Source organism: Collinsella aerofaciens, from assembly GCF_964243765.1.
GTDB classification, from domain to species: domain Bacteria; phylum Actinomycetota; class Coriobacteriia; order Coriobacteriales; family Coriobacteriaceae; genus Collinsella; species Collinsella aerofaciens_BU.
In genome coordinates, this window is record NZ_CAXTGI010000010.1 from 1 (window position 1) to 19,977 (window position 19,977).

Annotated in this window: 20 protein-coding genes; 9 read left to right on the top strand and 11 right to left on the bottom strand. The window is 62.4% G+C overall.

The features are described 5' to 3' along the window. Positions 1 to 289: 289 nt before the first annotated feature. From ACESSC_RS07580 to trxA, 8 genes are all read right to left on the bottom strand, one after another. Positions 290 to 958: an HAD family hydrolase gene (locus ACESSC_RS07580; protein ID WP_373162279.1), complete on the bottom strand. Its 669-nt coding sequence runs from the start codon at positions 956 to 958 to the stop codon at positions 290 to 292. A 105-nt stretch (positions 959 to 1,063) separates the two neighbouring features. Continuing rightward, on the bottom strand, positions 1,064 to 2,098 hold the full coding sequence (gene hypE, locus ACESSC_RS07585; RefSeq protein ID WP_118093985.1) for a hydrogenase expression/formation protein HypE: 1,035 nt from the start codon (positions 2,096 to 2,098) through the stop codon (positions 1,064 to 1,066). A gap of 84 nt (positions 2,099 to 2,182) precedes the next feature. Continuing rightward, entirely contained in the window at positions 2,183 to 3,295 is a 1,113-nt protein-coding gene (gene hypD, locus ACESSC_RS07590; RefSeq protein WP_373162282.1) for a hydrogenase formation protein HypD, read from the bottom strand. Beyond that, a complete protein-coding gene (locus ACESSC_RS07595; protein WP_055250830.1) occupies positions 3,295 to 3,555 on the bottom strand; it encodes a HypC/HybG/HupF family hydrogenase formation chaperone in 261 nt (86 codons plus the stop codon). Before ACESSC_RS07595 ends, hypD begins: the two co-directional genes overlap by 1 nt. A gap of 131 nt (positions 3,556 to 3,686) precedes the next feature. Beyond that, positions 3,687 to 6,155: a carbamoyltransferase HypF gene (gene hypF, locus ACESSC_RS07600; RefSeq protein WP_373162284.1), complete on the bottom strand. Its 2,469-nt coding sequence runs from the start codon at positions 6,153 to 6,155 to the stop codon at positions 3,687 to 3,689. A 139-nt stretch (positions 6,156 to 6,294) separates the two neighbouring features. Next, the gene (gene nikR, locus ACESSC_RS07605; protein WP_199574629.1) at positions 6,295 to 6,807 is read right to left on the bottom strand and encodes a nickel-responsive transcriptional regulator NikR; all 513 of its coding nucleotides are present in this window, start codon (positions 6,805 to 6,807) and stop codon (positions 6,295 to 6,297) included. Between the two features lies 1 nt (position 6,808). Further along, positions 6,809 to 7,057, bottom strand: a complete 249-nt coding sequence (locus ACESSC_RS07610; protein WP_006235225.1) for a hypothetical protein — start codon at positions 7,055 to 7,057, stop codon at positions 6,809 to 6,811. 231 nt (positions 7,058 to 7,288) lie between these two features. Next, positions 7,289 to 7,609 carry a thioredoxin gene (trxA, locus tag ACESSC_RS07615; RefSeq protein ID WP_373162286.1) on the bottom strand — a complete coding sequence of 107 codons (321 nt, stop codon included), beginning with the start codon at positions 7,607 to 7,609 and terminating at the stop codon, positions 7,289 to 7,291. Between the two features lie 136 nt (positions 7,610 to 7,745). On the opposite strand from trxA, the gene ACESSC_RS07620 reads away from it, so the two are divergent. Continuing rightward, the gene (locus tag ACESSC_RS07620) at positions 7,746 to 8,321 is read left to right on the top strand and encodes a hypothetical protein (RefSeq protein WP_118377079.1); all 576 of its coding nucleotides are present in this window, start codon (positions 7,746 to 7,748) and stop codon (positions 8,319 to 8,321) included. 74 nt (positions 8,322 to 8,395) lie between these two features. On the opposite strand, the gene ACESSC_RS07625 is transcribed toward ACESSC_RS07620, so the two are convergent. Then, positions 8,396 to 9,673 carry a GHKL domain-containing protein gene (locus tag ACESSC_RS07625; RefSeq protein WP_373162288.1) on the bottom strand — a complete coding sequence of 426 codons (1,278 nt, stop codon included), beginning with the start codon at positions 9,671 to 9,673 and terminating at the stop codon, positions 8,396 to 8,398. Continuing rightward, the gene (locus tag ACESSC_RS07630) at positions 9,673 to 10,395 is read right to left on the bottom strand and encodes a LytR/AlgR family response regulator transcription factor (RefSeq protein WP_373162290.1); all 723 of its coding nucleotides are present in this window, start codon (positions 10,393 to 10,395) and stop codon (positions 9,673 to 9,675) included. Before ACESSC_RS07630 ends, ACESSC_RS07625 begins: the two co-directional genes overlap by 1 nt. 290 nt (positions 10,396 to 10,685) lie before the next feature. Here ACESSC_RS07630 and nadA point away from each other — a divergent pair, with 290 nt between their 5' ends. Genes nadA through ACESSC_RS07650 form a run of 4 tightly spaced genes read left to right on the top strand, consistent with a single transcriptional unit; the run spans position 10,686 to position 14,553 of the window. Then, the gene (nadA, locus tag ACESSC_RS07635) at positions 10,686 to 11,711 is read left to right on the top strand and encodes a quinolinate synthase NadA (protein WP_117876932.1); all 1,026 of its coding nucleotides are present in this window, start codon (positions 10,686 to 10,688) and stop codon (positions 11,709 to 11,711) included. Positions 11,712 to 11,767: 56 nt separating this feature from the next. After that, the gene (locus ACESSC_RS07640; protein ID WP_233509104.1) at positions 11,768 to 13,144 is read left to right on the top strand and encodes an L-aspartate oxidase; all 1,377 of its coding nucleotides are present in this window, start codon (positions 11,768 to 11,770) and stop codon (positions 13,142 to 13,144) included. Between the two features lie 3 nt (positions 13,145 to 13,147). After that, the gene (nadC, locus tag ACESSC_RS07645) at positions 13,148 to 14,008 is read left to right on the top strand and encodes a carboxylating nicotinate-nucleotide diphosphorylase (protein WP_373162293.1); all 861 of its coding nucleotides are present in this window, start codon (positions 13,148 to 13,150) and stop codon (positions 14,006 to 14,008) included. Continuing rightward, positions 14,008 to 14,553 (top strand): transcription repressor NadR, encoded by a 546-nt coding sequence (locus tag ACESSC_RS07650; RefSeq protein WP_373162295.1) that lies wholly within the window; start codon positions 14,008 to 14,010, stop codon positions 14,551 to 14,553. The genes nadC and ACESSC_RS07650 overlap by 1 nt, the downstream gene beginning before the upstream one ends. A 238-nt stretch (positions 14,554 to 14,791) precedes the next feature. Here the strand turns inward: ACESSC_RS07650 and ACESSC_RS07655 are convergent, their stop codons facing one another. Further along, positions 14,792 to 15,043 carry a ferredoxin family protein gene (locus ACESSC_RS07655; RefSeq protein ID WP_158564522.1) on the bottom strand — a complete coding sequence of 84 codons (252 nt, stop codon included), beginning with the start codon at positions 15,041 to 15,043 and terminating at the stop codon, positions 14,792 to 14,794. A 539-nt stretch (positions 15,044 to 15,582) separates the two neighbouring features. Between ACESSC_RS07655 and dnaK the strand changes: the two genes are divergently transcribed. From dnaK to ACESSC_RS07675, 4 genes are all read left to right on the top strand, one after another. Then, positions 15,583 to 17,475 carry a molecular chaperone DnaK gene (gene dnaK / locus ACESSC_RS07660; protein ID WP_117564548.1) on the top strand — a complete coding sequence of 631 codons (1,893 nt, stop codon included), beginning with the start codon at positions 15,583 to 15,585 and terminating at the stop codon, positions 17,473 to 17,475. Between the two features lie 2 nt (positions 17,476 to 17,477). Further along, the gene (locus ACESSC_RS07665; RefSeq protein WP_373162297.1) at positions 17,478 to 18,320 is read left to right on the top strand and encodes a nucleotide exchange factor GrpE; all 843 of its coding nucleotides are present in this window, start codon (positions 17,478 to 17,480) and stop codon (positions 18,318 to 18,320) included. A 107-nt stretch (positions 18,321 to 18,427) separates the two neighbouring features. Continuing rightward, a complete protein-coding gene (locus ACESSC_RS07670) occupies positions 18,428 to 19,393 on the top strand; it encodes a DnaJ C-terminal domain-containing protein (RefSeq protein ID WP_373162299.1) in 966 nt (321 codons plus the stop codon). 71 nt (positions 19,394 to 19,464) lie between these two features. Beyond that, entirely contained in the window at positions 19,465 to 19,881 is a 417-nt protein-coding gene (locus tag ACESSC_RS07675; RefSeq protein ID WP_055250809.1) for a heat shock protein transcriptional repressor HspR, read from the top strand. Positions 19,882 to 19,977: the final 96 nt, after the last annotated feature.

Sequence of the window (19,977 nt, forward strand, 5' to 3'; positions counted from 1 at the left end):
CACTCACCATTGTCGGCCTAATCCGCGGACTTTCATGCCGGGGGCTCCCAATGTTTTATGTCCTGCTCATATCGTCTCTGCCGGCAGTTGGGGACACTCTTTGGGTGTGGTTGGTGTATTGGCGTTGCATCGAGCGGTCGGGAAAATGCGACCCGGTTTTTGGCCGAATAGTGGGTCGCGGTTTCCGGATGGGGTGGGTTGCGGAAAGCGCGACCCGGAATATTGCTCTGAAACGGGATGCACTTTCCGCGCGGCAGAATCGCTACAGCCGCGTTGAGCAACAGCCCTGCTACTCGCCAAGCACCAGCGCCACGAGCTCTTCCTGTGTGTCCACCACGTAGTCGGCGCCGGTGGCTTCCAACTCTGCGCGGCCACGGAAGCCCCAGGTGACACCGGCGCTCTTGAGGCCGGCGTTGTGACCGGTCAGAACATCGACATTGGAATCGCCCACATAGAGCGTGGTTGCCGGGTCGGCGCCTAGCTCTTCCATCACATGCAGCGTAACAGGCGCCTCGGGCTTGGGAGGAAACGCATCGACGCGGCCCTGCACCAGCGCAAAGCGCTCGGAACCAAAGTATTTTTCGATAAGCGGAGCGGCCGAAACATGGTCCTTGTTGGTGAGCACGGCAAGCTGCACGCCCGCGGTGCGCAGGCGGTCGAGCATCTCGATCGTGCCGGCGTACGGTGCGGTGTGGTCCTCCTTGTGCTCGCCGTAATAGGCCCTAAACTCGGCAAGCGTCTGCTCAAACATGCGACCATCGCCCGCATACTCGGCAGGCATAAAGCGCTCGACCAGCTTGAGCATGCCGTTTCCCACCTTGTAGCGGTACTCGTCTACGGCAAACGTGGGCCAGCCGTGCGTCTCGCAGGTATGGTTGCCGGCGGCCGCCAGGTCCTCGAGCGTGTTGAGGATGGTGCCATCCAGATCAAAGATCACATGGGAAAAAGCTGCTGCCATGGGTGCTCCTGCCGCTTGAGTTGTAAAACGCACCCCATGATACTTGGCATGCGTGCCGGGCATGTTTGGAATCTGAATATCTTTAATAGCCCTGAGCCTTTGTCGTTAGCAAATCCTCGGCAGCTGCTCTCCTACGAGCATGTCGAGGATGCGGGTCGAGCCCCAGCCGGTGCGCACGCGCACGGCGGGGCGGGCGTCCTCGGCAAGCGGCAGCACGCGACCGATAATAGCGGCATTCTCGCCGTAGCGCGCGGCGCGCATGGCTGCCAGCGCGGCATCGGCCTGCTCGGCCGGCACCACGGCAACCATCTTGCCCTCGTTTGCTACCTGCAGCACGTCATAGCCGAGCATCTCGCAGGCTGCCTGCACGTCGGGGCGCACAGGCACGGCATCCTCGTCGACCTCCATGGCAACGCCGCTGGCCTGGGCAAACTCATTGAGCGTGGACGCCAGGCCGCCGCGCGTGGGGTCGCGGAAGCAGCGTGTTTCGGGTGCTGCGGCAAGCACATCGGCAATCAGGTGGTTGAGCGGCGCGGCATCGCTTTCGATGGTGCTCGAAAACGCCAAGCCCTCGCGTTGGCTCATGATGGCGATACCGTGGTCGCCCAGCGTACCCGATACCAGAATGACATCGCCGGGCTGGCAGTTGGCGCCGCTGAGCGCTACGCCCACGGGCACTTCGCCCACGCCGGCGGTATTGATGTAGACGCCGTCGGCCCCGCCGCGCTCGACCACTTTGGTGTCGCCGGTGATGATCGCCACGCCCGCCTCGTGCGCCGTCTCGGCCATCGTTTGCACAATCTGGCGGAGCTTATCCATGGGATAGCCCTCTTCGAGGATAAAGCCGCACGATAGGTAGCGTACGTTGGCGCCCGAGGTCGCGACGTCGTTGACGGTTCCGCATACAGCGAGGCGGCCGATGTTGCCCCCGGGGAAGAACTGCGGCGAGACTACAAAGCTGTCGGTCGACATGGCGATGCGCCCGCTCGTGGGCAGCGCGGCGACGCCGGCATCGTTGCCCTCGAGCAGCTCGGGCGACCCAAAGGCATCCAAAAAGACCTCATCGATGATGCGTTTCATCATCTGACCGCCAGAGCCGTGGCCCAACAGGACAGTGCTATCGGTGGCAGTACGGGACATATCGAAAACTCCAATCGAGGACGGAATTATATGGGTGAGGTGCAGCGTCGACCGGCTCGCCGTTCGTTAGAGCGGCGGAACCCATTAGCCTCGGTAGCGGAAATATGCTGCACAGCTGCCCTCGGAACTCACCATGCAGGGGCCGATGGGATGCTCGGGTGTACAAGCGCGGCCGAACAGAGGGCAGTCGCTCGGCGTAATGGCCCCGCGCAGCACGTCGCCGCAGCGGCACCCACGCGGCTCGACCGTCGCCTCAACGGGCACGTCAAAGCGGGCGCCGGCATCAAAGCGCGCGAATTCGGGTCGGATGGAAAGACCCGAAGCCGCAATCGGCCCCAGCCCGCGCCACGTGGTGTCGCATGGCTCAAACACCTGCTCGACCAGCTGGCGCGCTACGGGATTGCCGTCTGCATTGACGCCACGGCGGTAGGCGTTGTCGATTGCGGGCCTGTGCTCGACAATCATCTGGACCAGCATGCAGATGCCCTGCAAGATGTCGACCGGCTCAAATCCCGTTACCACGCCTGGAGTCTTAAACTCGTCGACCAAAAAGCCAAAGGGGGCCAAGCCCGTGATGGTGGCGACGTGGCCCGGCAGGATGAAGCCGTCGATGGCGGTCTCGGGATCGTTGGCGATGGCGCGCAACGCCGGCGGCGTGGTCTTGTGAGCGCAATAGACCGAAAAGTTCTGGAGTCCGCGTGCATCGGCCTCCAAAATGGCGGCGGCGATGGTGGGCGTCGTGGTCTCAAAGCCCACGCCCATAAAAATGACCGGACGATCGGGGTTTTGCTCGGCAATGTCGAGTGCATCGAGCGGGGAGTACACAATGCGAATGTCGCGCCCCGCGGCCTTTTGCGCGGCAAGCGAGGTGGACGATCCGGGCACGCGCATCATGTCGCCAAAGGTGGTGATGATGGCGCCGTCCATCTTGGCGAGCGCGATTGCATGGTCGATATCGCGGTTGGCGGTAACGCAGACGGGGCAACCCGGACCGCTCAGCAGTTTGAGCCCGGCAGGCATAATGGAGCGAAAACCATAGCGCCCGATGCTCACGGTATGCGTGCCGCAGACTTCCATAAGGTTGATGGTGCGGTCGCCGACAAGCTCATGAATGCGCTCGATGAGCTCGCGAGCCAGCTTGGGATCGCGAAATGCCGAGAAGTCGATACCGGAGCGAGCCGGCTGCTCGGGCGCCACTAGTATGCCTCGGCCGGGTTGGTGGCGAGCTGGTCCTCTTCGGCCAGCTCGGTCATGGTATTGACGAGCTCGAGTGTCTCTTGGGCTTCCTGCTCGTCGACAATCTGAATGCCAAAGCCGGCGTGCACGAGAATATAGTCGCCTACCTGTGCCGTCGGCACGAGGCGCAGCGAAACGGGGCGCTCGATGCCCATCATGTCGACGGTCGCCTTAAGGTCGTCGTCGCGTTTGACCACTTTACCGGGAACGGCAAGGCACATAATGTTCCCCTTTTATACGTTTTGCGCTGGATAGGCGCCTAATTACCCATCAGTTGATGGTAGCGCTCGCGGGAGTCACGAGCAAACGCGTTACACCTGTGAGACGGCGGCGCGCAGACTGGCAAAACAGCCTATCGCGATGCTGTCTGCGCGAGGCGAGCGCGCGAGATCGCCGCCTGACCGTAGGCGATGCAGCCGTCGTTGACGGGCACGGAGTGGGGGACCAAGACGGCAAGACCGGCGTCTTTGAGTTCGTGGGTAAGGAGCTGAAGCAAGAGTCGGTTCATGAACACGCCGCCCGAGAGCGCGACGGTATCGATGCTTTCGCGCGCGCAGATTTCGCGTGCGATTCGTGCCGAAGAGCGCGCGATGGCGATATGGAAGTCGAGCGCGAGCTTGCCGGCGGGCACGCCGGCCCTGATTCCCTCCAAAAGCGCCTCAATAAGCGATCTGGAGTTTAGAACATGGCAGGCGTCCGGACGGGATGATTCGGTTACGGAAAAGCCGGCTATATTGCCGGTGAGGCAGGCACTTTCACTGCTGAGCGCGCGCCAGGCGGCGGCTTCGAGTTCTATGGCGGGTTCGCCCTCGTAGGTTGCCTTGTCGCAGATGCCCAGAATCGCTGCCGCGGCATCAAAGAGACGCCCCATGCTGCTGGTACGCGGGCTGTTGATGCCGCGCTCGATCATGGTGGCTGTCACGCGGCGCGTTTGCTCGTCAAGGCTGTCCAAAAGCCGAGCGGCGCTTGGGTGCTCGAGCTGGCCGAGCTCACTGAGCAGGGCAAAGGCGTTGCGGCGGGCATCGTGTACGGATGCGGCGCCACCGGGAAGTGCCCAGGTGCGCAGATGCGCGACGCGCTCAAAATCGGCGAGACGGGAGATAAGGAACTCGCCGCCCCATATGGTGCCGTCGGTGCCGGCTCCCGTGCCATCGAAGGCGATGCCAAGGACGCGCGCCTCGGGCGCAAGCTGGCCTGCAACAATCGCTTCTGCCATCACGCTCGCGATGTGCGCATGATGGTGCTGGACTTCGATAAGCGGCAGATTGTGCTCCCGTGCCTGCTCGCGCGCCCACTGGCTCGATAGATAGCTGGGGTGTAAATCGCATGCCAGGGCGGCAGGCGTCAGGTCAAAGAGATGTTCCAGACGCGTGCGCGCGGCGTTCCAAGCGTCGAAGGTCGCGCCGTTTTCGACATCGCCGATATGCTGCGATACAAAACAGGTAGCCTCGCCGTTCGTCCCTTCACGTGTAAGCGCAATCGTAGCCTTTTGTTGTGGCCCGCAGGCGAGCACGCAGGACGGAGCGCCGTCGAGTGCCGGCAGCGGTAACGGCTGCGGAGCGTATCCGCGGGCACGGCGCACGGGCATAATGGCGCCGTTGACCACGCGCACCACGGAGTCGTCGTAGCGCGAGAGGATCGCGCGGTCGTTGCCGAGCAACGCGTCGGCGATGCCGGCGGCAACGAGGTGTTCCCAGGCAAGATCGTCGTCGGTCTCGATGGGCTCTTCGCTCAGGTTTCCGCTGGTCATGACGAGCGCGTGCATACCGCGGGCTTCTGCCGCGGCAAGCAACAGATGCTGAAGCGGGGTGTAGGGGAGCATGACACCGAGCTCGGGAAGGTCGTGCGCGACGGACGGCGCGAGCGCGAAGGCGTCGGGGGAGCCGTCGCTCTTGCAAATAGCCCGTTGGCGCAGCAGCACAATGGGGCGGATGCTGCCGGCCAGCAAGCCGCGCTCAATGTCGTTGACATGGCACAGGCGTTCAACGTCGGCAAGGTCGCGCACCATGACGGCAAGCGGCTTGTTGCTGCGGCGCTTGCGACGGCGCAGCTCGGCCACCGCCTGCTCGTTGGAGGCGTCGCATGCCAAGTGAAATCCGCCCAGACCCTTGATAGCGACGATACTGCCACAGGCCAGCAGCTCAACACAGCGGTCGATAATGGCGTCACTGGTCTCGCGCGTGGTGCCGACGGCCGGCGACGCGGCGTCTTCGCTCGGCTCATTGCCCACGCCCGCCTCGCGCCAGGTAATATGTGGCCCGCAGTCAAAGCAGGCATCGGGCTGCGCATGAAAGCGCCGGTCAAGCGGGTCGCCATACTCTGCGGCGCACTCGGGGCACATGGGAAAACAATCCATCGACGTGGCCGCTCGGTCATAAGGCAGCGATCGGATGATGGTAAAGCGCGGCCCGCAGTTGGTGCAGTTGATAAAGGGGTAGTGATAGCGCCGATCGGCGGGGTCGAACAGCTCACGCAGGCAATCGTCACAGGTGGCGATATCGGGAGAGATGAGCGTCGTGTGCACGGTCTGATCCTGCGACGCTACGATACGAAAGGCCCGCTCATCGTCGGCATCCCAAGCGTCGGGCTCCAGGTCTGCGACAGCGACATGCTCAACGCGGGCCGCTGTCGGCGCGTGCTCCGACAGCGCGGTGACAAATTCGTCGAGTGCCTCGACCGAAGCATGCGCCTCGATATGCACGCCGTCGCCCGCATTGAGCACCCATCCGCAAATGCCATGCGCCATAGCCTCGCGATACACAAACGGTCGCATGCCAACGCCCTGCACAATGCCCGTTACATGGATATGCACATGCCGCATGCGACCCTCCTTCAGTAAAACCTGCCAAAAAGGGACAGGTTTATTTTGGCAGGTTTTATCTGGGAAAACGCAACGCCCCAGTTGTTACCTGCCAAAACAAACCTGTCCCTTTTTGGCAGGTGCGCCGCGGTAAGTTCCGCTACAGCCCCAGGCTCTGCCTGGTGGCGGCACACGTGAGCTCGCCGTGCTTGACGCCGCGCAGGCCCAGCAGACGGTCGGCTAGTTCGTAGACGCGCTCGCCGCGACCCTTAAGCGCCAGAATCTCCAAGCAGTTGTGGTGATCCAGATGCACGTGCATGGTCGATACGATCTCGTCGGTGTAGTCGTGCTGCACCTCGTCAAGGCGGCGCGTCAGATCGCCGGTATGGTGGTCGTAGATCATGGTGAGCGACCCGATAACATGCTCATCGGGCGTGCGCATCTGCTCCTTGGCGATCGATGCACGAATCAGGTCGCGCACCGCCTCGGAGCGGTTGGCCACGTCGCCGCGGCGTGCGATTTGCTCGTCAAAACGGCGCAGCAGGTCGTCGGGTGCGGTAACCGAAAAACGGACCAGCTCGGAGCCGGAGCCACTACAGTGGCAGCCCGCGTCACCGTCCGCCCCGTGCGGATGCTCGTGCTCGTACCCGCAGCCGTGCTCGTGTTCGGCCACCTTACACCAGCTTCACGGAGCCGACGGAGTTGTGGTCGGCCTCGATGGCCTCTTCGTAGCCCTCGAGTGCGTCGTGGGCCTCGTGCAGCGCGGCCATGGCTGCCTCGAGCTTGGCGCCGATGCGCTCCATGTCAAAATTCTCGGTCGCATGCAGCAGCTGATGGCTCCACTCGTGAGCGAGCTCGATGGTGTCGTCGACCTGCTTGACGCTCATGGCAAGCTGGCTCATGTTCATTCCAACATCATGCATGGGAAATCTCCTTTTGTATGGGGCAGTTCAGTGGTTCAGATTTTACTACGCTCGCTTTGCGCGCAGCTGCATAAGAAAACGGGTACGAGTCTGTGCGACCCGCACCCGTTCACTGGGGGCTGTTTGTGACTACCATACTATCCGTGGTCGCACGCGGTGCACCCAAAAGTCCGGCGAGCGGTGTAAAAGCGCTCATGGACGGCAGGCAGACGGCAACATGTAACAAGTGTATTACAGGTGCTTCTCCAGCAATGCCTGCAGCCTTGCCTTGGGCAGAGCGCCAACGGAGCGGTCAATTTCCTCGCCGTTCTTAAAGACAATCAGCGTGGGGATGCTCATGACGCCATACTTCATGGCCAGGTCCTGGTTGTCGTCGACGTTGCATTTGGCGACGGCAAGCTTGCCCGCCAGCTCGTTGGCCACTTCGTCAACGATGGGCGAGAGCGATCGGCAGGGCCCGCACCAGGGCGCCCAAAAATCAACCAGCACGGGAAGGCTGTCGTTAACGACGGAATCGAAGTTCTCGGGGGTAATCTGCTTAATGTCAGCCATGGTGACCTCCAAAATGCGACGCGGCTTGGCCGCGTAAAACTCAGTACGACCGTGCTTATACCCAGCCGCCCGCAAAGCAACCACTCGCGGGCAGCTCTTTTATATAATGGTTGGCACGCAAACGATTGGAGAGCGCATGTCCACGTCACAAAGCCAGAAAAAAGAAGCCATCGCCCAGGCGGCCGAGCAGGAACTCACATCGCTTGCGGTCCGTGGCGTGCGCATCGTGGGCAACGCGTGCTCGCCGATCGTGCTGGTCAAAGGCGATTTGGACGAGGCCGAGCGTTCGGGTGGCGAGCTTGCCGCCGGCCCGGATGGCGCGGCGTTGCGCAAGGCGCTTGGGGCCATCGGCTACGCGCCCGAGGATTTTTGCGTGCTGGCAAGCGTCGCCGGCGCAGGCGACGGAGCGGTCGCGGTGGGCGAGACTCTGCCGTGCGAGCTGTTCCGCGAGGCGCTTGAGGCCTTGGATCCCGAGGCGGTGCTACTGCTCGACAACAACGCGGCTGACGCCATGCGCGAGACCTACGCCGACATGCTCGTGGCGATCGATGACTTCGACACCGCCATGCTCAAGCCCGGCCTGGTCGCTCATGTGCAGGGCCGCCGCGTGCTCGCGCTCGACGGCTTTGAGGCGGCGCTCACTGACAAAGCCGCCAAGCAGCGCATGTGGGCCTACATCAAGCAGCTGACTCCGGCGGCCGCGCCGCTGTAGCGAGCCCGCGTCGACAAACGACCCCGAGCGGGCGAGCCGTACCCGCGAAACGCAAATCCGTCGCGCCCGCGCCCTTACATCACGGCGCGCAGCTCAAACCGATCGCCGTTAATGCGGAACTGGCAGTTGCCGTTCATGCGCTCCACGGCGAGCTTAATGCTCTTGGTGCCAAAGCCGTGACCGGCGTGCTGAGCCACGGGCATGCCGTCGACCATGTGCGGCGCCCGTCCAAATGTGTTGGAAACCGAAAGCAGCAGCTGCCCGTCCTCAAACCGCAGATCAAGATCGACAAAGCGCTTGCCCTCGGGGGCGGTGCTCGCCGCGGCAATGGCGTTTTCCAGGGCATTCGAAAGCACGCTGAACAGGTCGACATCGGCCACATGCACGCTCTGGGGCACGGCGGCGCGCAAGTCGGCGGAAATGCCGCGCTTGCTGATGTCCGAGCCAAACGACGAAAGCGCGATGTTGACGGTCTCGTTGGCGCTGTAGCGGCGCACGGCGGTGCGGTCGTTGGCCTCGCATAGCGTATCGATGCGATCGAGTGCCTCGTCGGTGCGGCCTTCTTCGATCAAGACGGCCAGACCGCGCAAGAAGTGCCGCATGTCGTGGCGCAGAATCGACAGCTCGCGTCCGGACTGGCGCCATGCATCGAGTTCCTTCATGGCCGAGCTATCGCGTGTCTCGAGCATCCAGCGTTCACGCTCGGCAGCCTCTTTTTCTTCGTATTCACGCAGGTAGACGGCGAGGAACATAAGGTAGAACGCGCAGAGCGCAAAGGCCAAAAACTCAACCGTTACCACCGAGCCCGAGTGGAACAGCGTGGTGTAGACGTTGGTGGCATAGTCAAAGACGTAATAGACGAGCGGCAGGATGAGCAGAATCTCGAGCTCGGTAGGGCTTTTGACCGCCAGACGGGGTCCAATGTCACGGGCCCAATGCAGCAGGATCGCAAAGACGGCGACCGTGGTGATAATGCGCGCCACGTAGTACGCGATTTGCGAGTCAGTGGCGGCGAGCGCGGCGATGCCCATCCAGTTGCTGAATTGGCAGCTCAGGTAGGCACTGGTGACTCCCAACATAACGAGCAGCGGGCTCAGACGATAGCGCGCACACAGGTAGACGATAAGCGGCAGGTGCACGACAAGCGGATAAGCCTGACGGGCAAAAAGCTCTCCGCCTACGACATTGGCGATCGAGAAGGCAGCGCCGGTTGCGGCTCCGACCCCCACCAACTCGAGTGCATGGCGTCGATTAATTTCGATACCGCACAGCGCCGCCGAGGCAAAGACGCCAAAGAGTAGCGTTGTGGCGTGGTGGATTGCCCAAAGGATTATTTCGACCGAGGAGATCATCAGCTCCTCCTGCCTTCGAAGCGCACCGCAAAGTAGGCGTCTTGGAACCCCTGCTTGCTGCTGCGCGACAGCGGAATGCACGCGCCGGAGCGCATGACGATGTCCGTGCGATCGAAGTGGTCGATGTTGCGCAAGTTGACCTGGTAGCTACGGTGGCATTTAAAGAAGGTGGTATTTTGCGCCAAACGGTCCTCGACGCTGCGGAACGACTCGAGTGCCTCGATATCGCGCCCGTCGCGCAGATGGAAGACCACGTGCTTGTTGCGCGCCTCGGCATATTCGATGTCGGACAGGCGCAGGGCGTGGTAGCCAAAGGACGTTTTGATCACGAGCTCGTCGGTTGCCGCCGGGCGCATGCTCAAAAGCTCGTCGAGTAACTGCGCCAGGCGTTCGTAAGTCACGGGCTTGAGCAGATAGTCGAAGGCGCGGACCTCGTAGGACTCCAGTGCAAACTCGGGCGATGAGGTGAGAAACACCAGGCGCACGGCGGTATCGGTCTGGCGCAATTCGCGCGCGGTGTCCATGCCGTTGACGAGCGGCATGATCATGTCGAGCAGGATGATGTCGGCGCGCGATGCGGCATGGCGGGCCAGCAGGTCCTCGCCGCGCGTAACGAGCGCAACATCGACCGCCGTGCCCGTCTCGGTCGACCAACGGTCGATCATTCGGTGCAGTCTATCTAGAAAAGCGACGTCATCGTCGCAGGCAATAATCTTGAGCATTCGGCCCCCTTAGTAATTCGATTTTGCCACATTGGGCGCGGACCACTCGCGGGGGAGCGCCCGTTCGTGCCTCACGGTGCGCAACTCGCGCCGAGCGGTATTGCGGTGGCGAAAGATGCCTCCTGCGCTATCGAGAGCTCGGCTATCCTCAGCTTGCCAGTTCGAATATGGACTTGCCGCATGGTCGAATCTTTATTTCAACTTTACACCTAGGTTTACAGCTGTCTTGTCAGCTGTAAACCTAGGTGTCATACTAAAGCCCCAAGATTCGCCAAAAGAGAGGGGCCTTGATGGCGCAGAGCGCGAACATGGATGCGTCGGAGCTTGCACGCGATATCGCGGCCGGCCTAGCATCGGCAACGACGGCAACGGAGCGCGCGGCACTGGTGCCCGCAGAGCTTGTCGAGGCCATTCAGCAACTAAAAACCCAACGTGACGCGGTGATCCTGGCGCACTACTATGTGGCGCCCGAGGTCCAAGCCGTTGCCGATTACGTCGGCGACAGCTTCTATCTGGCAAAGCTCGCCAAAAGCCTACCGCAGCAGACCATCGTGCTGTGCGGCGTGGAGTTTATGGGCGAGAGCGCCAAGCTGCTCAATCCCACCAAGACGGTGCTGTTGCCCGAGCCGGGCGCGGACTGTCCCATGGCGCACATGGTCAAGCGCGAGACGGTCGATGCGGCGCGCGCCGAGTACGGCGACGACCTAGCTGTCGTCTGCTACGTCAACTCGACGGTCGAAATCAAGAGCTGGAGTGACGTGTGCGTTACCAGCTCTAACGCCGTCAAGATCGTCTCCGAGCTGCCACAGCAGCACATCTTGTTCATTCCCGACCAGAACCTGGGCCGCTTTGTGGCCGAGCAGGTGCCCCAAAAGCACGTCATCCTCAACAACGGCTACTGCCCGCGTCATCACATCATTACCGTCGAGCAGATCGTCGACGCGCAGGAGGCCCACCCCGACGCGCTCGTGCTGGCGCACCCCGAGTGCAAGGCCGACGTCCTGGCCGAGGCCGACTACATCGGCTCTACTGCCGGCATCATCAAATATGCCGAGGAGTCGGACGCGAGCGAGTTCATCATCGTGACGGTCCGCGGCGTGCTCTACGAACTTGAGCGCCGCTGCCAGGGCACCGGCAAGAAGTTCTACTTCCCTGCGGTGCAGCCCACCTGTGTCAACATGGATCTCATCACGCTCGAAAAGCTCGTGCGCTGCCTGGAGACGGGCGAGGGCGAGGTGCAGATTGGCGTGTCGGACGAGGCCGCCGATCAGGCCAAGCTCACGCTCGACCGCATGCTCGAGTACGCGGCGCGCTAAGCCAATGTGACATGAGGGACCATCCCTTATGCCACATTACAAGGGAGAGGATTCCTGTGGAAACCAAACAATACCCCGATATGGAGTGTGACGTTGTCATTGCCGGTTGCGGCGTGGCAGGCCTGTATGCGGCTCTCAATCTGCCGACGAGCACGCGCGTGATCATGCTCTCCAAGGGCGCTGTCGACGAGTGCGACTCGATGCTCGCGCAGGGCGGCATCTGCGTACTGCCCGAGGGTTCTGACTACGATGCCTTCTTTGAGGACACCATGCACGCCGGTCATTACGAGAACCGCCGCGAGAGTGTTGACATCATGATTCGCTCGAGCCGTTCGGTCATCAACGACCTGCTGGCCATGGGCGTGGACTTTGAGCGCAAGGCCGACGGCAGCCTCGACTTTACCCGCGAGGGCGCACACAGCCGCCCGCGCATCGCCTTCCATGCCGATATTACGGGCAAGGAGATTACGACCAAGCTGCTCCAGGCTGTCCGCAAGCTGGACAACGTGCAGATTCTCGAACACGTTGCCATGACCGACATCCTGACCGCCGAGCGCGATGGCGCTACGGTGTGCGCCGGCGTCGTCGCCGTTCCCGTGGACGAGGATAACTCGGTTCGTCCCGCCGACGAGCTGGCAAATGCCGCTGAGGGCGTACATGCCGGCAAGCCGTTTAAGATCCATGCCCGCCATACGCTGTGGGCAACGGGTGGTATCGGTGGCGTGTACGACCATTCGACCAACTACCCGCAGCTCACCGGTGACGCCTGCTACATCGCGCAGGAGCACGGCATCACGATGGAGCACCTGGACTACGTGCAGATTCATCCCACGGGACTGTTCTCGCCGCAGCCGGGCCGCACCTTCCTGATCAGCGAGAGCTGCCGCGGCGAGGGCGCGATTTTGCTCAACGCCGCCGGCGAGCGCTTTACCGATGAGCTCCAGCCGCGCGATGTGGTCGCTGCCGCCATCCGCGAGCAGATGAAGCGGGACGGCGTCGAGCACGAGTGGCTGAGCTTTGCCCCCGTCGAGCGCGACGTGGTGACCGGGCACTTTGCCAATATTCGTGCGCGCTGTCTGGAAGACGGCCGCGACATCTTGGACGAGCCCATTCCCGTCACACCCACGCAGCACTACTTTATGGGCGGCGTGTGGGTCGACAAGGACGGCCGCACCTCGATGCCCGAGCTCTACGCCGCCGGCGAGACGGCTTGCAATGGCGTGCACGGCAAGAACCGCCTTGCATCGAACAGCCTGCTCGAGGCGCTGGTCTGGGGTCGTCGCGCCGCGTGGTACATGCGTACCGGCGAGTCACTGGCCGTGGAGCAGGCCGGTGAGCCCGCGCTTGACGGGCGTCACCGCGCCCTGAGTGCCGATACCCTTGCAATCGATGATTTGGCCCGTGCCGCCGGCACGCAGGCCGTGGAGGAATAGACCATGAATCCCATTACCATGAAGCTCGTCGTCGATGATCTGATTCTGCAGGCTCTGCGCGAGGACATTACCTTTGAGGACGTGAGCACGGCGAGCGTGTGTCCCACGGCGCGTCCCGCTACGGTGGAGCTTATCGCCAAGGCCGATGGCATCATCGCGGGCTTGGATGTATTCGCCCGCACCTTTGAGCTGCTGGATCCGCAGAGCTCCGTGTTGTTCGATGCCTCGGATGGCGACGAGGTGCATGCTGGCGATCACGTGGGCCAGGTGCGCGGCGACGCGCGCGTGCTGCTTTCGGGCGAGCGCGTGGCGCTCAACTACCTGCAGCGCATGAGCGGCATCGCTACTTACACGCATCGGATGGCGGCTGCGCTCGTGGGCACCAAGACCGTGCTTGTCGACACGCGCAAGACCACGCCGTGCATGCGTGTCTTCGAGAAGGCCGCAGTCGAGATCGGCGGTGGCAGCAACCACCGCTATAACCTGTCGACGGCCGTCATGCTCAAGGACAACCACATCGACGCCGCCGGTGGCGTGGCACGCGCGATTGAGATGGCGCGCGCCCATGCGTCGTTTACCACGACGGTCGAGATTGAGTGCGAGAACCTGGACATGGTACGCGAGGCCGTGGAGGCCGGTGCCGACATCATCATGTTCGACAACATGACCCACGATGACATGACTGCCGCGATTGAGCTTATCGCCGGTCGTGCCAAGACTGAGTGCTCGGGCAACGTAGACGCCGACAACATTCGCGCCCTGGCCGACCTGGGTGTTGACTATATTAGTTCGGGCGCTCTGACGCACTCTGCGCCGATCCTCGACCTTTCGCTTAAGCACCTGCGTCTGCTGGACGGTAAATAATGGACGCTCGCGAGCGTCGCCGTGCCATCATGGCCGTGCTCGAGGGGGCCAAAGAACCTGTCTCGGGCAGTGCACTTGCCCGCGAGGTGGGAGTGAGCCGTCAGGTCGTGGTTCAGGATATTGCCCTGCTGCGTGCCGATGGGCACGATATCGTCGCCACCAATCGCGGCTATGTACTACAGGAGGCCCCCAGCAGCCCCGCCGTGCCCACGCGCTTGGTCAAGGTTCGCCACAGCGTGGAGCAGGCAGGCGATGAGCTCACGAGCATCGTCGACGCGGGCGGCGCCGTGCTCAACGTGATCGTCAACCACCGCGTGTACGGCAAAATCACGGCCGACCTGGACATTCGCAATCGTCGCGATGTCGAGCGCTACCTACACGATATCGAGAGCGGCAAGAGCTTTCCCCTATTAACGGTGACGAGCGGCTATCACTTCCATCGCATTGCGGCAGAGGATGAGCAAACCCTCGACGAGATCGAGGCCATGCTCAGGGAGAAGGGCTATTTGGCAGACCTGATGCCCTACGAGGACGATCTGTCGTAGCCGATGCTGCAAACGTCCCTAAGCGGCAATCTGACGTTCAATCGTCGGTCGCGTACCAAAGTACGCTTCCCTCCTCTTTCACGTCACCTTGCTCGCTTAGGGACGTTTTCGCTGACGTGAGCTCAACCTGCGATGGTGCCTAATTGGTTATCCGCACAAAAAAGGAGGCCTCCGCGGCGATGCGGAGGCCTCCTTTTTTGTGCACGGTGTACTTTTGAGTGTGCAAGTGCGGGAGTTGTTACTCCTCGACGATCTCGGTGATCGCGCCAGCGGGGCAAGCGTCCTGGCAAGCGCCACAGGCGACGCAGGAGTCCTCGTCAGCGACGGTGGCGACGTCCTGGAGCTCCAGAACGCCAGCGGGGCAGGAGTCGACGCAAACGCCACAAGCGATGCACTCGTCGGCATCAATTACGGGATGAGCCATGGTAGTTTCCTCTCTGTTGACCGACGCTACAGGCGATGCGCGTCGGTTTGATTCGGGCAAAAACATACCACGGGAGCGACCGTTTGCAATACCCTCTGACCGGCATCTTCATACCGTTCGCCGAGTATGCCACGGCTTACTAAAAAACATGCAGGTGAGGCCGTTGAGCTGCGCAAATGTTAGCTACAGGTGACTTGAAATATAGGGCGATTGAGCGTGTTTGCGGAAACCGCATCCCGTAATCCACGTCCAAAACGGGACACGGTTTCCGGTTGGACCGCCCGGCGGAAACTGCGTCCCGGAATTTACGCTCAGACTGGGTCGCGCTTCCCCCGGGGTCGCTCCAAGGCCCCCTGTACGGCTTCAGGCTCACACCTCAGTCAACTCTACATAGATCTCAATAGATCTGCCCAGAACTCAAACAGTGCATCTACCTGCGCATTTAAGAACCTAAACTCTCGGCAATAAGAAATCTTATATGAATTGACTTAGATTTTGTATATTCCGGCCCATAAGGGGATACACTACATCCTGAAAGACAAGCCGAAGCGCCGCGCGACAGACCGTCGAGGCGGCGCGAACGCAAAAGAGAGAGGGAATTTCTAATGAGTAAGATTCTTGGTATCGACCTTGGTACTACTAACTCCGCAATGGCCGTTCTCGAGGGCGGTTCTCCGACCATTATCGTGAACGCCGAGGGCGACCGCACCACCCCGTCCGTCGTGGGCTTCCGTGCCGACGGCGACCGTGTCGTGGGTAAGGCCGCTAAGAACCAGGCTGTCACCAACCCCAAGAACACCGTGTTCTCCATCAAGCGCTTCATGGGCCGCAAGTACTCCGAGTGCACCTCCGAGATCAAGACCGTGCCGTATGAGGTCAAGGAGGGCCAGGGTGGCCGTGCCGTCGTCGATATCGAGGGCAAGGATTACACCGCCGAGCAGGTGAGCGCCATGACGCTCGCAAAGATGAAGGCCGACGCCGAGAAGTATCTGGGCGAGACCGTCACCGACGCCGTCATCACCGTCCCGGCCTACTTCAACGACGCCCAGCGTCAGGCCACCAAGGACGCCGGTAAGATCGCCGGCCTCAACGTCAAGCGTATCGTCAACGAGCCGACCGCTGCTGCTCTTGCCTATGGCCTGGACAAGCAGGGTACCGACCAGCGCATCCTGGTCTTCGACCTGGGCGGCGGCACCTTCGACGTCTCCATCCTTGACCTCGCTGACGGCGTGTTTGAGGTTCTGTCCACCTCGGGCGACAACCACCTGGGCGGCGACGACTGGGATCAGCGCGTCATCGACTGGATGGCCGATAAGTTCCAGCAGGAGAACGGTGTCGACCTGCGTCAGGACCCCATGGCCCTGCAGCGTCTGAAGGAGGCCGCCGAGAACGCCAAGAAGGAGCTCTCCGCCGCCCAGCAGTCCACCATCAACCTGCCGTTCATCACCATGAACCAGTCTGGCCCGCTGCACCTCAACTACACGCTGACCCGCGCCGAGTTCGAGAAGATCACCCGCGACCTGCTCGAGCGCTGCAAGCAGCCTGTCACCAACGCCCTGCGCGACGCTAAGCTCAAGCTCTCCGATCTGACCGAGGTCATCCTCGTCGGCGGCTCCACCCGTATGCCCGCCGTCCAGGATCTGGTCAAGACCATGACCGGCAAGCAGCCCAACATGTCCGTGAACCCCGACGAGGTCGTTGCCGACGGCGCTGCCGTCCAGGGCGGCGTGCTCACCGGCGACGTCGAGGGCATCCTGCTGCTCGACGTTACCCCGCTGTCGCTGGGCGTCGAGACCATGGGCGGCATCATGACCAAGATGATCGACCGCAACACCACGATCCCGACCTCCAAGACCGAGGTTTACTCCACCGCTGCCGACAACCAGACCAGCGTCGAGATCAACGTGCTCCAGGGAGAGCGCGAGCTTGCCCGCGACAACAAGTCGCTCGGTAAGTTCCAGCTGACCGGCATCCCGGCTGCCCGCCGCGGCGTGCCGCAGATCGAGGTCACCTTCGACATCGACGCCAACGGCATCGTCAAGGTCTCCGCTAAGGACAAGGGCACCGGCAAGGAGCAGCAGATCACCATTTCTGGCTCCACCGCTCTGTCCGACGACGAAGTCGATCGTATGGTCAAGGACGCCGAGGCTCATGCCGAGGAGGACAAGAAGCAGAAGGAAGAGGTCGAGGTCCGCAACCAGACCGACAGCCTGTGCTACTCCACCGAGCAGACCCTCAACGAGCTGGGCGACAAGGTTTCCGCCGACGTGAAGTCCAAGGCCGAGGCCGCTATCGCCGACGCCAAGAAGGCGCTCGAGGGCTCTGACGTCGAGGCCATCAAGGCCGCTGGCGAGTCCCTGCAGTCCGTGGCCTACGAGCTGGCTCAGGTTGTCTACGCCGACGCTCAGCAGCAGACCGACGGTGCCGCCGGTGCCCAGCCTGCCGACGATGACGTTGTCGACGCCGACTACGAGGTTGTGGACGACGAGGACAAGTAATCATGTCCGCCCGTAAAGCTCGCACGGAGGCGGCCGCCGCTGGCGCCGCCCCCGTTGACTCTGAGGAGAAGGACGTGAAGATTCCCGTAGAGGCCGCAGGCGTTGCCGAGGCCAACGAGGCCGAGGCCGCCGAGGCTGCCGAGAACCAGGTAGAGGATTCCAACAAGGAGGCGACGATGACCGAGGACGAGATGGTGGAAGCCGCTATCCGCGCCGGTGAGGAAGCCGCCGACAACGACTTTAAGCTCAAGTTCGAGCAGGCCCAAAAGGAGCTTGCCGACGTGCGCAGCGAGCTCGATGCTGCGGCAGAGGCCCAGAAGGCCGCCGAGGACAAGGCAAAGGACGCCACCGAGCGTACCGCCCGTCTGCAGGCCGACTGGGAGAACTTCCGTCGCCGCACCGCTAGCGAGCGTATCGCCGAGCGCGAGCGCGCGACCGAGAAGCTCGTCACCGCGCTGTTGCCGGTGGTTGACGATATCGAGCGTGCAATCGACCATGCCCGTAGCCAGGAGCTTTCCGAGGACTTTAAGCAGTTCGTCGACGGCGTCGATGCGGTGCATGCCAAGCTGCTCGACGTGTTCGCGCACGAGGGCGTTGAGCCCATCGACCCCAAGGGCGAGGCGTTCGATCCGCTCGAGCACCAGGCTGTGGGCCGCGTCGAGGACGCATCGCAGTACGACGAGACCGTCAACGACGTGTATCAGAAGGGCTACCGCATGGCGGATCGCATCCTGCGCTCCGCGATGGTGACGGTGACCTACGGTGGCGAGAAGCGCCCCGCACCGGAGCCCGAAGCGGCGCCCGAGGATGCTGCGGCCGATACGGCCGAGAGCACCGAGGAGTAATTGAGAAGGGCCCCGGGGCAACACCCGGGGCCCTTTCTGGCCTAGTGCCATATGAAAGCATGAGCCGTCGTCTGCTGGGCGGCGGATGAAACAGGAGAGGAGCTACGATGGCTGCAGGCAAAACCTTCTATGACATCCTGGGCGTATCCAAGAGCGCCTCCGACAAAGAGATCAAGAGCGCGTTTCGCAAGCTCGCGCAAAAATATCACCCCGATGCCGGCGGCGACGAGGCCAAGTTTAAGGAGATTAGCGAGGCCTACGAGACGCTTTCGGACGAGAAGAAGCGCAAAGAGTACGACCAGATGCTCATGTTTGGCGGCATGCCGGGCGCGGGCGGCGCGTATGGCGGCGGCTACGGCGCCGGCGCGGGCGCCAGCGGCTGGGGCGATATCTTCGACAGCATCTTTAGCGGCAACGGCGCCTGGGGCAGCGATTGGGGCTCGGGCTTTGCCGGGGCTGCGGGCGCTGCCGGTGCCGGCGCGGGTCGCAGCCGCGCTCGCAAGGGCGGCGATCTGTCGCTGACCGTCGATGTTTCGGCCGAGGACGCATTCCGCGGCGTGACGCACAAGGTCACCTATCGCATTCCCTCGACGGGCGAACAGCAGACCATTACGGTCTCGGTGCCCGCGGGCGCGGTCGACGGCGGCAAACTGCGCTACAAGCGTCGCGGCGAGTATGGCGTTGCCGGCGGCGAGCGCGGCGACCTGGTCGTGACCACGCACGTGGAGGAGCATCCGCTGTTTAAGCGCAAAGGTGCCGACGTGACCATGGAGGTGCCGGTCTCGGTCTACGAGGCGGCACTCGGCTGCACGGTAGACGTGCCCACGCCAGGCGGCGCGACGGTTCGTCTGAAGGTGCCCGCGGGTACCCAGACGGGCAAGAAGTTCCGCTTTAAGGAGATGGGTGCACCCGACGTTAAGCATCGCGGTCGCACGGGTGCGCTGCTCGTCGAGATCAAGGTGCAGGTCCCTACGAGCCTATCCGATGACGAGCGCGATGCCATGACCAAGCTGCGCGAGGCCGACACGCGCGATTATCGCGAGAAGGTCAACCGTTACAAGGCGACGTACTAGGGCGGTCGTGGCGCACGCCCGCGCCCGCGGGCTTATGATGGACGAAACGAGACGGAAAGGGGTCAGGTAGCATGGCCGAGGACAATAGGAACAAACCGCTGTACATGATCAGCGTGGCGGCCGAGCTGACTGGTATGCATCCGCAGACTCTGCGCGTCTACGAGTCCAAGGGCCTGGTGAACCCCCAGCGCTCGGGCGGTAACACGCGCCTGTATTCGCGTGCCGATATCGAGCGCCTGGAGCTCATCAACCAGCTGACTGACGAGGGTATCAACCTTGCCGGCGTGGTGCGCATTCTCGATATGAAAGAGCGTGCTGAGGAGCGCGAGCGCGAGAATGAGAAGCTCCGCGCTCGCGTGCGCCAGCTCGAGGACGAGCTGCACGAGTACAAGATGCAGAAGAAGATCACCGCCCTGGCCCCGCGCGACGGCTCAGTCAACCCCGAGCAAGTCATGCGCAAACTGCTAGGCACCGGAGGAGACCTGTAGGCACTCATTGGGGACAGACTTAAATGAGTAGTAGTTCCGCCGTTCTACCGAACGGCGGACCAGTTGACGCTGCGCGCCGCCCAGAGCGACAATTTG